Origin of the sequence: Methanopyrus sp. SNP6 (genome assembly GCF_002201895.1) — an archaeon.
Lineage (GTDB): Archaea > JAADCQ01 > Methanopyri > Methanopyrales > Methanopyraceae > Methanopyrus.
Genome location: NZ_CP019436.1, coordinates 1,406,251 through 1,421,521, shown reverse-complemented (window position 1 = coordinate 1,421,521; position 15,271 = coordinate 1,406,251). Strand labels below are relative to the sequence as shown.

The 15,271-nt window shown below is 57.0% G+C and carries 12 protein-coding genes; 5 read left to right on the top strand and 7 right to left on the bottom strand.

Features of this window, described 5'->3' with window-relative positions:
* Window positions 1-549: hypothetical protein (locus BW921_RS07875; protein ID WP_168168868.1), on the top strand; the 549-nt coding region annotated here is incomplete at its 5' end.
* Window positions 550-1,729: 1,180 nt separating this feature from the next.
* On the opposite strand, the gene BW921_RS07730 is transcribed toward BW921_RS07875, so the two are convergent.
* The 4 genes from BW921_RS07730 to BW921_RS07720 form a co-directional block, all read right to left on the bottom strand.
* A complete protein-coding gene (locus tag BW921_RS07730; RefSeq protein ID WP_148689266.1) occupies window positions 1,730-2,329 on the bottom strand; it encodes a thermonuclease family protein in 600 nt (199 codons plus the stop codon).
* Window positions 2,330-2,952: 623 nt separating this feature from the next.
* Window positions 2,953-4,008: an FIST signal transduction protein gene (locus BW921_RS07725; RefSeq protein WP_236953836.1), complete on the bottom strand. Its 1,056-nt coding sequence runs from the start codon at window positions 4,006-4,008 to the stop codon at window positions 2,953-2,955.
* 34 nt (window positions 4,009-4,042) lie between these two features.
* A complete protein-coding gene (locus BW921_RS07970) occupies window positions 4,043-4,186 on the bottom strand; it encodes a hypothetical protein (RefSeq protein ID WP_236953851.1) in 144 nt (47 codons plus the stop codon).
* A gap of 211 nt (window positions 4,187-4,397) precedes the next feature.
* Window positions 4,398-4,751 (bottom strand): hypothetical protein, encoded by a 354-nt coding sequence (locus BW921_RS07720; protein WP_168168866.1) that lies wholly within the window; start codon window positions 4,749-4,751, stop codon window positions 4,398-4,400.
* A gap of 599 nt (window positions 4,752-5,350) precedes the next feature.
* On the opposite strand from BW921_RS07720, the gene BW921_RS07715 reads away from it, so the two are divergent.
* Window positions 5,351-6,274, top strand: coding sequence for a hypothetical protein (locus BW921_RS07715; RefSeq protein WP_148689263.1), 924 nt, complete (start codon window positions 5,351-5,353; stop codon window positions 6,272-6,274).
* Window positions 6,275-6,728: 454 nt separating this feature from the next.
* On the opposite strand, the gene BW921_RS07710 is transcribed toward BW921_RS07715, so the two are convergent.
* Both BW921_RS07710 and BW921_RS07705 read right to left on the bottom strand, forming a co-directional pair.
* The gene (locus BW921_RS07710) at window positions 6,729-7,055 is read right to left on the bottom strand and encodes a hypothetical protein (RefSeq protein ID WP_148689262.1); all 327 of its coding nucleotides are present in this window, start codon (window positions 7,053-7,055) and stop codon (window positions 6,729-6,731) included.
* A 126-nt stretch (window positions 7,056-7,181) separates the two neighbouring features.
* Entirely contained in the window at window positions 7,182-8,048 is an 867-nt protein-coding gene (locus BW921_RS07705; protein ID WP_210400460.1) for a hypothetical protein, read from the bottom strand.
* Window positions 8,049-8,212: 164 nt separating this feature from the next.
* Here BW921_RS07705 and BW921_RS07700 point away from each other — a divergent pair, with 164 nt between their 5' ends.
* The gene (locus BW921_RS07700) at window positions 8,213-8,473 is read left to right on the top strand and encodes a hypothetical protein (RefSeq protein WP_148689260.1); all 261 of its coding nucleotides are present in this window, start codon (window positions 8,213-8,215) and stop codon (window positions 8,471-8,473) included.
* Between the two features lie 360 nt (window positions 8,474-8,833).
* Here BW921_RS07700 and BW921_RS07695 read toward each other — a convergent pair whose 3' ends face one another.
* Window positions 8,834-9,079: a hypothetical protein gene (locus BW921_RS07695; protein ID WP_148689259.1), complete on the bottom strand. Its 246-nt coding sequence runs from the start codon at window positions 9,077-9,079 to the stop codon at window positions 8,834-8,836.
* A gap of 1,841 nt (window positions 9,080-10,920) precedes the next feature.
* On the opposite strand from BW921_RS07695, the gene BW921_RS07690 reads away from it, so the two are divergent.
* Together BW921_RS07690 and fdhF are read left to right on the top strand one after the other, a co-directional pair.
* A complete protein-coding gene (locus BW921_RS07690) occupies window positions 10,921-11,505 on the top strand; it encodes a hypothetical protein (protein ID WP_148689258.1) in 585 nt (194 codons plus the stop codon).
* Window positions 11,506-13,232: 1,727 nt separating this feature from the next.
* Window positions 13,233-15,269, top strand: a complete 2,037-nt coding sequence (gene fdhF / locus BW921_RS07675) for a formate dehydrogenase subunit alpha (RefSeq protein ID WP_236953835.1) — start codon at window positions 13,233-13,235, stop codon at window positions 15,267-15,269.
* Window positions 15,270-15,271 lie beyond the last annotated feature (2 nt).

Here is a 15,271-nt window from a genome sequence, read left to right as displayed (position 1 = left end):
GAGGTTATAATATCCAATGAGTCAGTTGGGTTCAAGCTCGAGGGTGACAAACTATCGGTTACAATAGACGGTGAGACAATCGACACTATAAGACTAAACCCGGACCATACTTACGCTTATATCGAGTTAGTAGGAGAATCTAGTGGTATTCCAATTGTACCCGATATAGAACACGATTGTTGTACTCCTGCTAATTTACTTATAATAAAGAACCGCAAAGTGTATGTATTTTACCATCCGCATAACACTACTACAATCCCAATTCCAGAAAACATTATTACCAGTCAAGCGGTAGGGATTGACTTTGGGGAATATCTGAAGGAGGGACTATATCAACCTGATTTCATCCTAGGCGTTGATCATCAGGATGATATTGTAATATTCTACGTTTATAGGAGTTCTAGTAAGGAGTTTTTCAAGTTATACTGTGACTTGTCGAGTGGTAGGGTTTGGAAGAGTTCACCGTCGAGCGAGGAGTTAGAGAAGCTGAAGAACTTGGCCAGTAGAGTTGATGAGGAGCTTGGGGGCTTGAAAAGTATGTTGGAATAAACATATTATATGACATGGATAGTGGTAAAGTAATCATGGTAGTTGGTAGAGAAAGTATCATTGAAGAGTTTAAGGAGTGTAATCCTAGATTGTACGAGTTTGTTAATTTCCTGGACTCAATTATTTCTCTGTATGATTCTTACTCCTCGTGGGATTATTTCGGGCTTTGTGCTAAGGCGTTCGAGTTCAAGGACTTGTTGGAAGAGTCAGGGTTAATCAAGTTGAAACCGGTTAGATTATTATTACGCCCGTGGTTATTACCGAGCGCGTACGTTATTACTAGCGTGCCGTACTTGATGACATCACTGGCTTGCTTAATGTTACTAAAACACTTGTGGAAGTTTATAATATCAAATACGGTTCGTGAACCAATTCGTGGTATCGTACTTGAACTACTACCGTTAATAGGTCACCATGTAGCGGATCGTGTTTCGAAGTTATTGGCTGAGATTTTGTTGGGTAATGATAAGATAGCTTCTAAGGTTTGGAATGATGTGAGTGTAGGGATTGGTATTCCAGTGATCTGGGAACCCTTGAAACGCTTGATTATTATTAAAGTTACTAGACCATCGATTCTTCCTCCACGCATCCTGAAATTGTTAATTGATGAGTGTTATGAAGTAATGGAATTGACTTACAAATTGACTTTTAAAGAGGAAGCTATGAGTAAATCGAAGGATCTACCGTTATTAATAGAAACGTTGCTACACTCGATTCACGATTCGGGAATATCATTAGATGACTGGACAAGCCTACTAAGGCCGATACTATCTGCTGTAGGAGGAGTTGTAATAAGTGCAGTGATCGGGTTGAGATAGGCGATGACAGTGTTCGCTATTGCCCCGCTTCCTTCGTACCTTCATGCTCACCGTAGGCTATAGATATAGAAGACGCTAGCTAAATTCTCAACGCGGAGGCATTCATAGTGCCTAAGAGTACTCGGAAACCGCCCGTAGTGGCCCCACTTCCATTCGCGATGCCGTTCACGACCTTGTGGAGTACCCGAACCTTTCTGCAATTACCACTGTACTGGGAAGGCTGGCGTAGGGTATGAGCGTGACCTCATCGTCGGGCTGAGACTAATAGCCCGACTCCGATCACCGCGGAGATCGCGGCGAGTACTGCCGGCACGGTCGGAGTCCCGGTCTTGTACTCTCCCACGACTGTCCCCTTCGTGATCTTACTCTCTTCGAACTGGGCCGGTCCCTCCTCCTCGTTCTTCGCATAGACGTAGATTGTGTCCCCGTCTACCACCTTCGCCACGTGGGCTTTGAACCCCCTGGGGAACCATCTCGGGAGCGGGTCTGGCTTCGGGTACTTGCGGTACTCGGCGAGTCCCCTTTTCGACTAGCATCTCTGAGAGGGTTATCTCTTCGTCGTCTGGGTAGACGTCTGCGATGATACGATGGTACTTTCCTAGACCGTACGCCCGGCACTTCACGTAGCCGCCGGAATCACGGATTTTCTTTTCCACGAACTCTCTAGCCTTCAGCCCGAGCCGGTACTCCTCCTCGCTCGACGGGTGGAATATCTCCGGCGCGTTGATCCGTGCGAACCGGACCCTTACGGCGGGTTTCCCGTCGAAGTACCTCACTGGCACACCAAGAGCCTCCAGCTTCCTGAGTTGGTTGTCCGTGAGATTCAGCCATGGAACACCGTTACCGGGTGCGGGTTCCGGCTCCTCTGGGTTGACCCATGGCGGAGCTCCCAGCGTCGTCGTCCCGGAGAGCGCCAGTAGGGTCGCCAGGGCCACGAGCAGGGCTCCGACGACCTTTCGCAAGGCGCTCCCCCTAGTCGTCGGCGCGTCGTCGGTTCATAAGGTTACTTCGTTCGTAGTCAATCGTGGATCTTCGACCCACCGACACGGGTTTTTCGAACTATTCTCACCTCGTCCCAGACGATCGACTTCGTCCCGAGGGACTAGTCTCGCCGTCGATTAGTTACTACCTGAAACTCGGGCACAGTCCTCAGCCAGAAACAGGTACCGGTTCGTACGGTATCTTCTCTGTCGGTGAGGCACTCACCGTCACCTCGGGCTACGTGCACTCCATCACGGTTCGTGACCTTCACGTTCATGATGTATCCTGTCAGGTACCTAGTCTGGTGTAGAGACACCATCGACGGTCACCTAACCCGCTCGTCCCTCATCCCCCGGACGATCCCTTTATCCTATAGTCCACACGACGGACGGAGTCGTCCTTCGGTGTCAGCACGATCACCACCATCACGTCGTACGGGCCGTCACCGTAGAGACTAACGGTTCGGTACCTTCGTTATATCGGCTCACCATCGAGCGCGGTCTTAGGATCTGGACCTTATACTCTTCCCCATTGATTACGATATCATCACCAAAGAACTCAAGTCACCGAAGACTTACACGTCGACAGCTCACGCGCTCTTGGATCAACTCACGACCTCACTCCCGAGCACGTACGTCGCGACTGTCTGGTTGTGCTGGACTAACTTACCGGACGGTGTCATCCCGTACTCGCCGAAACAGTTGAATCCGAATATAGTCACGTCCTCGCCTACCAAGTCTCGAAGAAGGCGCACAGCGTCGTCAGTGTCGACGATCAGATGTCGAGCCGCGCAGTTGAACACGAACACGACCTCTAGCTCCTTTGGCGAGCCGGCGTCCTCCAGCTCCCTCTGTACCGCCATCTTGAGCGATCCCTCAACGTCGCCTGGCTCCATGATCCGGGCGGCGACGCCGTTCGGGAGGGGCGACACCAGTTTCATGGCTTTTCTCTCCACATCCGCGTCGATCGGCGTCCTGACTAGGTAGTACGGACGCGGTCCTGGGTCTATGATCCCCAACGGGTGCTTCAGGAGGGTTTCCATCTCGGGCTTCTCTCCCACGATGTCGATGTAGACATCCAAGGCTGGCTCGCCGTTCATCTCGATCACATCTACACCCTCAATCTCGATGATCATCGGATCAGATAACGGGACGAAACCGTGATCGACCGCGTGCCCACGCTTCACTGATGAGTACAAGACCAGTACCGCCAACGCGTCCTCGTACACGTCAGAATTATCGAAGACGTACGTGTGTTCGAACTCGTACTCGTCCGCGGTCATTCCGCCGATGATTCTTGGTACCGTACCAAGACAGTCCATCACACCATTGAGCACACCCATTGACGCCTCCGGATTGTTAAAGCAGCATAGACCGTCGGCGAAGAGTAAAACGTCGACTAGAGAGTGTCGAACCACGTCCATGTTACCGGTTACGAGTCCCGTTGCCACCGGGGCGAGCGATGCGGAGACGTCTACTTTCACGCTCCCAACTGCCCTAGTCACGGTCTCCCTCGCGACTCGGTACGGGTCCTTCGAGAGGCCCGTGCCGATCGCCATTCCGAAGGCCATGAGCTTGGACAGCTCCATCGCTAGTATAGCCACCGATCCGTCGCTGAACCCGTCCGTGGTGATATTACCGGCGGACGAGAGACCTAGGATCAGGCAGTCACCGTTCAGGTACTCTACGAGCGCCTCACGGACCTCGTGTGGGGTCGTGTCTAGGCGAGAAGGTGCAGAGAACGACGTCGATCCTGTCGAGATCCTCGGCGGCCTCTTCCAGCGCTTCTTCCGGGCTGGATTTCGACATTCCGACCCCAGCTTTAAACGGGGTGAACATGCGTTCCTTCCCCCGTAAAGCGGCCGGGACGCGTCGGTTAACGCGATGGATGACATATTCTTTACGGGAACTAAAGACGTACTATTCCGATACGACCGCAGCGGTATCAAAAACGGGAACATGTGGGTGGGCACGCGAAAATGGCGTGGGATCTCAGCGAGTCTGGCGATTCCGTACTCTAGTCACCTACAGGGTGATCTGGGTTTGTGGCCTATACACGCTTCAGCGTGAACGCGCACAGATCCTCATCGACGTTCATCTCAACGAGTTGATACTTGGCGCCGAAAGTCATCTTTGCGAGCTCCAGGATGGTCGCAACGTAAGGACACACTACAGGCACTTTATCCCGATCCAGGAGCTCACGGCGTACCTCCTCGAACGGACACGACTCGATCACAACTTCGAGCTCGTCTTCGGACCCTTCAACACGCACTTCAGCGTCGTCCGCGTGCCTTAAGGCCTCCTCGATGTCTTCGGAGAGGGAGTTCTTGTTCTCCCCCGATACCTCCAGAAGTCCATCTTCTTCGAGCAACTCGAGCATCCGTAGACCGGCAATCCGGTTCAACGCTAGGGCCATCTCGCCGTGCGTTTCGAAGAGAGCCTCCTGAAGCCTACCATGAACGCCAAATAGATGTCACGACGCACCAACCTCGATCCCTACACCCGGGAGATGACACCTTATGTTATTAGTTTAGAGGGCGGGGCCGATTCCGCTGAATCGCTCGCGTGCGATCCTCTCTCATGGAGGATCAAAACACGTACTTAGCAGGTTTGGATCTCGTGAGCGCTTACATCGCCCCCCTCCTACCGACGAGCCGTCGGGATACTGTCGTCAATCCTTGAGGAACCGGCACCTTCGACGCCGTCGGTGCTCTATAGTCGATGGAATCGGGCGGTCGTCGGCGTGGGTGGTGCGCAGTCGGTCGCCCGGTATCGACGAGAAAGTAGGTCGTGCCGTTCTAACGCGTGGGCGTAGACGATGAGGGTCGTGTCGGTCGAAGGGTGTCCGAAATCCGGTCTCGAACGGTGATGAACCGGGAAGTCCCGTCGAATCGGATCCCGATCACTGACCGACGACGTGTCGCACTCGTCGATACGTGACGGCGTGTCCCGAAACGGTTATCCTTATAGGGGGTGCGGGGGGCGGACTGGGGTCCACCAACGTTGAGGGTCACGGTCGCCGTCCTGACCGCGTTCCTCGCGGTGTTGAGTACCGCGGCGGCGGAGTATCCTATCAAGGGCGAGGTGTCGGGGACGTTCGAAGTACGCGTCGAAGTGAGCCCCGGTACGCAGGTGGATGCAGGAGAATATGCAGTGGTACCCGGGAAGGAATATCTCTACCTAGTCATGGTGGAAAAGGACGATCTAGCAAGTTCTGGAGAGTTCAAGACGCAACCATTCCTGGTGCCCGTACCGATGAAGAAAGTAGAGGTGTGCGGGTCACTGGTCAAGTTCCCGAACGGCCTAGATGAAGTGTTCGCGGCGTACTGTCTGAACCCGATGGGGCGTCATCCGAGAGGCGAGATGGTAGTGCCGAAATGGAGCGAGATCGAAGCGAGGTACGTTGGGATCAAGGTGGTAACCACGGAAGGTACGCACACCGAGGAGCGGCATCTCACCACGGAGTGGGTTAAAGCCGTCTGCGACCGCGTGGATGGTGTGGTCGACCCGAAGGAGTGGAAGAGGGATTCCCAAACGATAGTATGGATGACGGAGGCCGCCATCCCGGAGCGTGTGAACGTCGACACCAAAGCGAGGATCGACGTGAACGCGACGGTACAGGTGAACGCGCAGGCTTTCTTCGATATAAACAGGAGCGAGCTGAAGGAGCTCGCGGAAGCAGGTGATGAGATGGCACGACAGCTGCTCGAGTTCTTCAGCAGTAAGGAGGAACTGGAGCGGATGATCGATACCGCGCGGGACGCGCTTAACTTCGTTGAGCAGCACCTGAACGACGTAGTCACAGCTGCGCAGACGGCGAAAGAAGTGTACGAGACGGCGAAGGGCGTTCTAGGGAAAGTTCCAGTTCCGCCGATAGTGACGGCGACGGCGTTGGTTGCGCTGGCGATTTTCGGGCGCCGCCCGTGAGTCAGGACGCTTCTCCTCCCCCACATATCGTCATGGAAATCGAAACGATACCGACGACACCTCCGTGAGCTCGACTATCGGCGGGATTCTGGAACGTTAACCCGAGATCAACACTCCGGGACAGGCGGGAGAGACTCGAACTTCGATCCCTCATGAGGTAGTGATCCAGTGATGTGGAACGCCCTCGGTTCTGACTCCAGGATGATGAAGGCGGACTTAACTGAACCGACATCTTTCTCGTCATCGAAGGACGAAGACCACCCGAAAGCCCCCACCTAACCGCGTCCCCTCGACGATCCTTACAAACGGCGGGCTTTGGGGTGGAATCTCGCGTCGAAATCTCGTGAATATCACGCGTGCTAAGGCGGCAGGTCTCCCGAGTCCGCGAGATGTTAAAACAATATTTGGTAAAGAGGCGGTCTGAGGAGCGAGGGCGCGAGTCGTTGTATACGCGTTATACCTCCACGTCGGCCACCTTGCGTTCCCTATAGAATTCCATGAACGTGCGAGTTCCCTGCACCCCAACCCCACAGGGTTCCAACGAGAAAACAGTCTCAAGGAGATCCAAGGCCTTATCCACGGGCTTCAAGCTCAAGGCTTTCCGGACGATCTTAGTCACATCTTCCACGGAGTATCCCCGGAGGATCGCCATCGCGACCACCCTGACGATCCTCTCCAGTATATTCCGTCCTCTCGGGAGGTCCTTATCGACATCATCCTTCTCGTCCATCTCCTCCAGTTCCAGTGGTACGACGTGGTCTTTCACGACCTTGGCCGGCATAACTCGGGTTCACCCCCGACCGGTAGGGAGCCCCACCACGAACTCAAACGAACATCCACTAACACAAACGAGGTCCGGATTCTAATTACTCTTTCGTCGATAACCTTAGGTTAATTTCACGGTCGCTCACTCCTCGTACTCTCTCAGGAATTCGAGCACACTTATGTGTCTTTCCACGAGCCTACTCACGCGATCCGGGTCCACCCTCATCGCGCCCCTGGGCCGGAACTCTGGTCGGTATCCGAGCAGCTCGTTCAGCTCACTCGCCGGCAACGACACAAGCCGGACCTCCGCCAGCATGACCAACCTCTCCCATCTATCGTCTCCCCATAGGATCGTGGAGACTTTAGGATCATTGCACTTGCTTGCAACCACGCCACAGTACCGGTAGCGGTCCTCGCCCCTATCGTCCCTGAAGAGAAGCACGTCTCCCTCACCGAGACTTTCCCACACCTTCTCGCCGGGGCCGAATCCCCAGACACCCCTGAACGTCCCGAAGGTACTAGGGATCTTCCGGAGCCTGTTCCCGGGATACACGCTGTTAGTTATTCTCCTCCTATACTCAGCCGTTGGTTTTCTCCAAATGAGGACGAGGTTCTCGACTTCGGGATCCCTTCTCTTGCGATCTCTCCCAAGTATGGACTCTATCAGCGTCTCCTTTTCTTCATTCGATATCCGTTCCATGCTGCTCCTGAGCGCCTCCCAAAGCTTGCGTCGCATCTCCTCCTCGTTCTTCACGATGTACAAAGTCCTACGACCGGATCTCCGCCTCCCGATGAGCTCCCTGAGACCGGACATGTACGCGTGGACGGCGTGCTCGCTGATCTCGTAACCCACTGACTCGAGCACGTCACGGATGTCACCTGCGGATATGTGCTTCCCATACATTTTCCAGGCCAAGTACACGACCGCCGCCACAGCCCACTTCTTGCGAAGTCTGCGCCCCCTGAGGGCTTCGCGAAGTTCGCTTTCTAATGAGGTCATGGGTGGCACTCTTACCCCCCGAAGTTCTGACCCTCCCCCAGTGATCACGCGTCGCCAGGACCATCGGGAACAACATCCTTCCGCATACTGGTTCCTGCGCCACTCGGTCGAAACCGACATCTATAACTTTGCGCCATGATTGTACGCGCTCGAGCGCGTAGGGGGGTGCATACTTGAACCTTGACTTGACCGCACTGTTCGGTAGGAAAAAAGTGATTATCTACCACTACTACGGTTACCCTGGGTACGGACACCATTACTACCACGGATACCATCTCTACGGACACAAGGCCGGCCCGCTGGGAAGCCTGCTGAAACTAGGGCTTCTGGCGATCATCGCCGTAGGACTGCTAGTCCTACTACTGATGGCCTTTGGTCTATACCTGATCCTGAAACTCCTGCGAAGGCGACGAGAACATCAGCCAGCGACGTAGTCACCTCACGAACCGACATCGAGTTTTAACTCCCACACGTCGGAGAACTCGTGCCGATGTAACGCCTGCCTCCGCCCGTACGCTCGGCACGACCTCGGAATCTCCGGTGCCGGTCACACTCTTGTACTACCCGTGGAGATGCGGGCGTCCACGTGAAGGTATCGAATAAAGTCAAATCAAAAGGAGTTAAAACGAGAATCCTGAGACTACACGGCTGAGAGAGTTTTCCGATACCGGCTCAGTCGGACGGGAACACTGTGAGGATTTCGGGAAACGGCTCCCTAAACTCGGAAGAGGTAACTGTGGGATCGCATCCGTTGCTGTTCACGTAGTTTCGAATGGGAGGTGAAGAGGGTGTGCTTACCCTCGCTTCAGCTCAGTCTTGAGGTCCCTGTAATCCCGCTTCAGCTCTCGCACCACGTCGGCCGGTCGCAGACCCAGCAGGCGCAGCACCACGTACGCTATCAGTCCCAGCACGGCCAAACCGACGGTCAGCTTCAGGGCCGCGAACACCGGCCACAGCATCCATTCGAACCCCATCATCGATCCTCCGTAACCGCACATAGGGCATCCCATGGGACAGAACATGTAGCCGAAGGGCGGCATCCGAGCTCACCCCAGTCCGTTCTAACGTTCGACAGTCGATAGTGTTCGGAAGCGTTAATAAGGTTGTCCCGAAACGCCGATCCGTCGCGAGTTTCCATCCGCCGGGCACCGTGTGAGACATCTCACGATCCTTCCGTGTGCAGAACGTTCCTACCCGTTCCGTCGCGGCTCACCAGTGGCTTCTAGGTACATCGCTAGAGCCGCCTGTTCAACCCTCTGAAGCACGATCACCGGGTGAAAGGGGAACGTAGCTACGGTCCCGATTCGCGCCCGGACGGCGACGTCTCACACTTCTTCCTCTAAAACGAGGACCACATCGTGAGATTACCTCGGAAGATGGCGGTTCTACTCGGAGCTCATTCAGCGGGACGCCACCAATCGAGCCTACGATCACTATGACTGGGAGCTCGCCGAGCTTGCGTACCGTCCGCGACGACGTTCTCGGGACTCCTTTCTCGCACTCCAGATGGGGGATGCGCAGGCCGTATCTGAGCCTGTCGGAATCGAAGGACGTGGAAACGCGTTTCCAGGTCAATACTATCGCGATGGCCGCCAACGCGGTCAATACCGGGACCAGCGCAGGAAGGTTATACATAGATGAAGACGGAGGTGAGCCCGGGCGTGCGGAATCTCGAACGTATCGGCTCCGATGCCCGCGTAGGTATTAAGCTCAACCGTTCGGGAACCGAAGGGGGACGGAACCCGGGTCGTCCCGGCGGGTCCGAGGGCGGGGTGTCCCCCCGCCACTGTGAGGGTCCCGCTGATAATCCCGGGGACACCGTCCCCGTCCAAATGCACACCCAACAGGGCATCACGTGACCGTCAGGACCCACCCTCGCCCGGATGACTTCGTGCGTTAAGACACCCGGAGGTTAGCACAACGTGAAAGCAGCTACCGGTTCCTGCCACCGGCCTCGGTAGCTGTGATAAGCTCAGACGCCGCACGTCGGGACGTCTCCAGTCGGACCGATGAGGAACCTACCCCGAGGCTGAACCGTGACGAGGGACGGGGTGTCCGAGGCCCGTCGTCCCGGTCCCCCGTTCTCACGATGATCCGACCGTGTCCCGTGAGGAGATCGGCAAAGTAGCGACCCTCACACCACGTTGACACGTCAGGAATCACTTGGCACCACCAGAAGTGGAAGGTGTGTCGAGACGTTCCATGGACCGTTCTCGACTCAGATTCGGACGAGATCGCGGGTCGAGGATCGCACGATCCTCTACTCTGGATTCTCTCCTCGGTCGCCGTAGAGCTCTTTCACGAGGTACGTCGAGCTCATAACAGGTCGGATGGATCCTCTGGGATGAGGATGGGTCGGTGGTCCGTGGGTTGGACGCTCGTCTCGACTTGTTCATCCCGACATGGACGTCAGGACCCTCCTCGACGGGACTATATCATGGGGCTCGTGTGGTTCCGAGGTGGGTGAAGTCGACGGGCACGTAGCCGATCGTATGCGAGGAAGACCGGTAGAGGTGAGTTCGTTAGCGGTCGGTGACCCCCACCGTCGTCACAAGTCCGCGAGCGCCAGGTTGAATCCTCATCCCGCCACCGACCCGGGCCGGATCGCGCCGTCCGAAAATACCTCCGGTGGGCTCGGTCGCTTCTGGCCCGAGCCCGGACGAGTGCGATGAGTCCGTATCCTTGCCGATCTGATGTCGAACAGTGCGCGACGGGACCGTGGGCACGGACCGAAGCCCCACCGAGGAGCTCGGGCCACATCGTTCTTACACCGGAACCGCACCCTCTGAAGCGACCGAAAGACGGAAAGTCCACACCGGTCGAACTTCCCGTGAAGTTCGTGGTTTCACGAACGCCACCGAATCGACGGGGCCGATGGCCCTTGTATGGGGTGCCGATCCCGGCGTTCGTCGCGATACCGTTCTACCTCGCGGCGGTGGGTCGGGGAATATTGGCTCTCAAGTGGGCGTGGCGCGCCGGGAACACCGTCCGAATGGCCTCCATCGTGACGTCCCTCGCAGCTTTAACGGCGTTCTACCTCTCCGTGCCGACGGTCACGGTCGCGGCGATCACGCTACTAGTCTCGACCGTGCTCTTTTACATTTTCAGCACCTTCATCCCGCAGTACGATCGCTTCTACGTCGAGTACCGAAGACGCTGGGGGTACGATGAGGCTCCCAAGCACGAGGTCCTGAAGCTCGCCCAGGAGTGTCGCCTTGACGTGCTTCCACCGGCCCTCAAGCTGCTGGACGGAACCGCGTACCTCGAAGCCTACAACGATCGGAATAACCCGAGTGGATGGGACCCCATAGACAAATTCCATAGGCTCCTACTGGAGTTCGAGGAAGGGTCGTGGGAAGGTGGCTACGTCGGGCCGAACGCGTGGCGGATTGTGTGTGACGTTGCCGAGCTATCCTTTGATCATCCGGAAGTGGAGCTCGCCCGCCGCCTCAAGGAGGGTGGGTAAGCGCGTCCGGCCTCCCGAGACGCGCCTCCTTCGAAAGCTCTTATGCTCCTTAACACTCGGATTGAACGCTACAATCCAACGAAAATCAGGAGCGACCCCCATGCGACTCGGAGTCGTGGATTCGTACGCCTGTGCACGGCTCGGGCACCGTCGTCGAAGAGGTAGTACGAGATCTCGCACGGCAGCTCGACGACAGTCGACTAACCCATCTTATCTTGGGTGGCGAACCCACACTCACGTGCGGACCACGCTCGCGTTGAACAATTTAGAAACTAGAAACCAAACTCTAATTTTATGATACATACTTCTAGATTCGGAAACACTTAAAGTCCCAAGAACTACGGGAACTACGACGGGTGTCGACGATGGATACCTGTCCGGACTGAACCCGGTGAGGAATGGCTATGATCCCGAGGCCATATCTCATCGCGATAGTCACTATCGCGGCTCTTCGTACTTCGCCCTTGGCGCCGACGGGAGCGCTCGGAGATGGTTTCACTGGCCGTGACCCGCTCGGAGTGTTGTGCATTGAGAACACCTCCTTCCGAGGTGAGCCCGCTTTCGTGAGCTAGGTGGAAGTCCCGGTAAACGTCTCAGACGCTTGAACCTGAGTTACCGGAAGTTGAATGTTCATACTTGCTCTCGAGCGATTCCCGGGCTGTGGAAAGTCACTCTTTCGAAGGTTGATGTACGAGCTCTTCCTCGTCTTTCCTCCAGTTGTCGTGTTCTTCCAAGTGATGTTCTTGCTCGCCGTGATCTCCCGACAGGACATGCCCTCACTCGATCACCGTCCTCACAACAGACCCGCATCGCCTCACCTCCTCACCGTCCAGATAGAGGTAAACTCCGACATCATGAGATCCAGATTGACATTTCCACATGTCCGAACCTGTCCATAATTCCCTTACCGACGCTAATACGTCCTGTAAAGTACCTCACAGTCGACTCTTCGCGACCACGGTGAATCATGCACAGATCCTTCGGTACACGTAAAGCTCGTCAGTGACTCTCTGGAAGTTCCATCTCAGGTCGAACCTCGCCGTCTCGGACCACGTACCAGCTTTCGGGCGGACGCTTACCCTCATTCGAGGGTCAGGGCTCGCTTCCCGCACTTCCACGGCCGGGTATCTCTCCGCGACGATGCTTGTCACTGCGACGAGCACGACGATAGCGAGAATGACGACGAGCCTCGGCGGGATCCCATCCCCATCGTGGTACGCGCGTCGAACGGTATGAAGCCGTGTCGAGATCTTGATGAGCTACGCGACTGTAACATAGTGCGAATTACGTCAAAAGTAACATAAATTCTGGACTATATGAGTGCTCATGAAAGTTCGACGGCGATCATGCCCCATCGTCGTGTCGGGATCGGCCCGGTACTCGTACTCAGGTCATGCGGAGATTGAGAACTTGCGAACACAGACACTGGTCGGTAAGTTAAAAAACAGTACGCTAATTCGGGCGCCGCCTCCTGGCCCTCCGAATCGGGCGTCGCGGACTCTTAGGTTTTATATCAGCTCGCCGTCGGCGACCGGTCGGGGGCCGGGGGAGTAAGCCGCGGGGGGAATCCGGGCCCGTCCCGATGTAGGTCGGCGGGAACCCCGAACGAGGGGACCGTCGACCCGAAGGGCCCCCACGCGGGGGTTCGGGCCCGGGGACCGCGGCCGAAACCCCGGTCCCCACTCCCGGTTCTCCGCTACCGAAGGGGGTGAGAACCCGTGGTCCGGATGCGGTTCGTCCCACAGGTGTGCCCCTTCTGCGGGTGCGGGTGCGGCGTCCTCGTGGGCACCGACGGCGAGGAGATCAAGTTCCTCGAACCTTGGAGGCGACACCCCGTGAACGAAGGTAGACAGTGTGTTAAGCTCTGGGAGCTGCCCGAGGCCGTGCGGAGGGATCGATTGGAACGACCGGTCAAGATGAGCGAGTCGGGCGAGCCACGCAGGATCTCCTGGAACAGGGCGCTCGAGGAGGTAGCCGAAGTCCTCTCGACACACGAACCAGAGGAGGTGTACTTCGTCACTTCGGCGAAGGCCACGAATGAGGACAACTACGTGGCGCAGAAGCTCGCACGAGCCATTGGAACGAACAACGTGGATCACTGCGCGCGCCTATGACACGCTCCTACGGTGGTCGCACTGTCCGAGCTCATGGGTTCCGGAGCGATGACTAACTCGATCCCGGACCTGACCGAGGCCGACTGCTACCTGGTCGCGGGTTCGAACACGTCGGAGCAACACCCGATCGTGTACCGCCGGATCCTTCAGAGCATCGAGAAGAACGACGCGGACCTCATCGTCCTGGACCCGAGGCGTACGCAGATCGCGGAGCTGGCCGATATACACCTGCAGGTAAAGCCGCGGACCGACCTGATCGTGTTCCTCTACATGGCCAAAGTGATCGTCGAGGAAGGTATGTACGACGGGACGTTCATCGAGGAGAGGACCACCGGGTTCGAGACGTTCAGAGAATACGTCCTCGAGGCAGTCTCGGAAGAGGACGTTCGTGGGATCGCCGGTGTGGATCCCGGAGACGTACGTGAGGCCGCCGTGCGCTACGCCGAGGCGGACCGCGGATGCGTCCTCTACTGCATGGGGATCACGCATCACGATATCGCCACCCGAACCGTCCGCGCGTTGTGCGCGCTCGCCCTCTTGACGGGCAACGTGGGAAGGCAGGGCACGGGCGTCAACCCTCTCCGAGGACAGAACAACGTCCAAGGAGCGTGCGACGTAGGCGCCCTGGCGACCCTGTTCCCCGGGTACCGGCCGATCAACGCGGAAACAGCGAATGAAATATCGAAAATTTGGGGTTTTGAGGTACCGGACGAACCCGGCCTCAAGCTCACGGAGGCCTTCGACACGAACGAAGTCACCGTCATGTACGTCGTCGGCGAGAACCCCGCTGTCTCGGAGCCGAACATCCACCACGCGATCGAGAAGCTCGAGAGCCTCGAGTTCCTGGTAGTTCAGGACCTGTTCCTGACGGAGACTGCGGAGTTGGCGGACATCGTGATGCCGGCGGCTGGCTGGGCGGAGCGTACGGGTACGTTCACGGCGACCGATCGCCGCGTCCAGCTCGCGGAGAAGGCCGTGGAGCCACCGGGTGAGGCCCGGCCCGACTGGTGGATACTCGAGGAAGTGGCACGCCGGCTGGGTCTTGAGGGTTTCGACCACTCGTCTCCCCGGGAGGTCTTCGAGGAGATCCGCCGTGTCGTCCCCCAGTACCGCGGGATCACGTACGATCGACTGCGAAAGCGGCCGGGTGGGATCCACTGGCCCTGCCCTAGCAAAGATCATCCAGGCACACCGGTCCTCCACACCGAGAAGTTCGCCACCGAGGACGGGAAAGCCAAGTTCCCAGCACCCGAGGACCTGGAGTACGAGGAACCGGACCGCGACGTCGACGATGAGTACCCGCTGATTCTCACCACGGGCCGCGTGTTCGCGCACTTCCACACCAGGACGGTCACCCGGCGGTCGCGGCTCCTGTGTAGGGAAGTCCCGGAACCGTTCGTCGAGGTTCATCCGGAGGACGCGGAGGAGTTCGGCGTGCGAAACGGCGATCCAGTGGTCGTCGAGACACCGTACGGGGAGTGGAAGTGCCGCGCCGAAGTCACCGATCGGGTCAGGAAGGGCGTGATCTTCACGCCGTTCCACTTCGGAGAGAACGTCCTAACACCCCACAACGTCCGCGACCCGGAGTCCGGTATCCCGGAGTACAAGCGCGTCCCAGCTCGCATCAGACCAGCCTCCACGGACTCCTAAGG